The organism is Kitasatospora sp. NPDC091257 (assembly GCF_044757675.1).
GTDB classification, from domain to species: Bacteria; Actinomycetota; Actinomycetes; order Streptomycetales; family Streptomycetaceae; genus Kitasatospora; species Kitasatospora lactacystinica.
On the sequence record NZ_JBIVVI010001566.1, the window covers coordinates 1 to 1,725 of the forward strand.

Annotated in this window: 2 protein-coding genes; both read right to left on the reverse strand. The window is 77.0% G+C overall.

From position 1 onward, the window contains the following. The coding region (locus ACIQOV_RS40320) for an NUDIX domain-containing protein (RefSeq protein ID WP_401055966.1) at positions 1–641 on the reverse strand (641 nt) is incomplete at its 3' end. A 306-nt stretch (positions 642–947) separates the two neighbouring features. Further along, on the reverse strand, positions 948–1,725 hold a 778-nt coding region (locus tag ACIQOV_RS40325; protein ID WP_401055968.1), incomplete at its 5' end, for a hypothetical protein.

A 1,725-nucleotide genomic window follows, 5' to 3' on the forward strand; every position in this document is an offset into this window, starting at 1 on the left:
GGGTGCATGGCACCCGTGTACCCGACACCCGGATACACGGTGCCCGGGGAGACCGTGCAGCCCTCGACCGGCAACTCCTCGATCGCCTCGTTCGCGGCCGCGGGCACGCCGAGCCAGCGGGCGGCAGTGGCGACCGCCGCCCGGGCCTGGCGCAACCCGGGCGCGCCCCAGCCGAGCAGTTCGACGGCGAGGCCCGGTGCGACCAGCAGCCGCCGGTAGTGCCGGCCCGAGGCCGGGTCGGCCGTGCTCGGGCCGACCGACCGCAGCGCCGCCGCCATCCGGACCCGCGCGCACTCGTGCCCGCCGTTCGCCGAACCGACCCGGTCGTAGAGGTAGCCGAGGTAGTACGGCCGGCCGATCCGGGCCTGCGCCTCCTCGGCCGCCTCCCGGGCCAGGGCGGCCGCCGGGTCCCCACCGTCCTCCGGCTCCAGCGAGCCGCCGGGCAGCGAGCAGACCCCGTCCCGGGGGTTCACCAGCGTCAGCACCCGCCCGTCGGGCACGAACAGCCACCCCCAGGACTGCTTGACCGGCAGCCCCTCCGGCACCGGCTCGCCCGGCCGCCACGGCCAGCCCGCCGTGGGGCGCCGCCGTACCTTCCCGAGCAGCTCCGCGATCTCCGCGCTGTACTCGATCGGGCTCATGCTCTCGCCCCGCGGCGCTCGACGGGGACGCTCGCCCCCGCGCACCCCCCGGCGCCGAGCTCGCTCCGCTCGCTCATCCGTCCCCCTCTCGCAGTCGGGCTTCGCCGGACCGGCGGTGCGCGGGGAGGACCTGCAGGGCGCGGTACGGGGCGGAGCGGCCGGAACGGCGGCGTGGGGCACCGCGCGCTCCTGCTGTTGATCTTCTCCGAATCTTCCCCGAACACGCGGTCGATGAACAGTCCCCAGCGCCGCATGGTGGATGCGGAGACGGCGGAGTGGTGGACACGGAGGCGGTGAACGCCCTGATCACCCCAGCGGCCCACCCCCTTCCCCGGGATCGCGGAAGCCGGGCAGCGGGAACCCGGGCCGAGGGTCCACCCCGGGCGGGAAGGGCAGCCCGCGCGCGGCGTCGTCCGCCAACTCGTCGAACACCTCGTGCGCGGTCATCGGCCGCAGCCGTCCGCCGGTCAGCGCCCAGCCGCGCACCGGCGGCCGGGGCCGGGCCTCCCCGGCCGGGGACGCGGGTGGACGGCCGTCCGGGCCGGACCGGTCGTCGCTCCGTCCGTCCACCCGTACGCCCACCGACGGATCGCCGTGCAGCAGCAGCGCCCCCTCCCCGCCCAGGGCGACGCCCGCCGCGAGCGTGACGCAGAACGCCTCGGCGTCCCGCCCCGCGGGGTACAGCAACCCCTCCTCCACGCAGACGTCCACCGCCGAGGTGAGCTCCTCGCCGTCCTCCGGGCCGTGGCAGCGCAGCGTCAGCAGATGACACCCCTCCCCCGCGCCCTCGGCCAGCGCGAGGTAGACCGACGTCACGTACCGCATCACGGCGGCCATCCGGAGCTGGCCGGCCGGGTCGTCGCCGACGGCACCCAGCAGAGCCGCACAGGCCACGGACATGCGCACCCGTGCCCGGTGGTCGTCCAGCAGCACCGGGACCAGCTCGGCCAGCCGCTCCCCCGCGTAGACGAACGGCTCCCCGGCCAGCTCCGGATCGCCCGCGTAGGCGACCCGGGCGGCGGGCGCCCGGGGGTCGAGGCCGAGCGCCGCGCAGTAGTCCTCGAAGTCGCCCGCCTCCAGGACC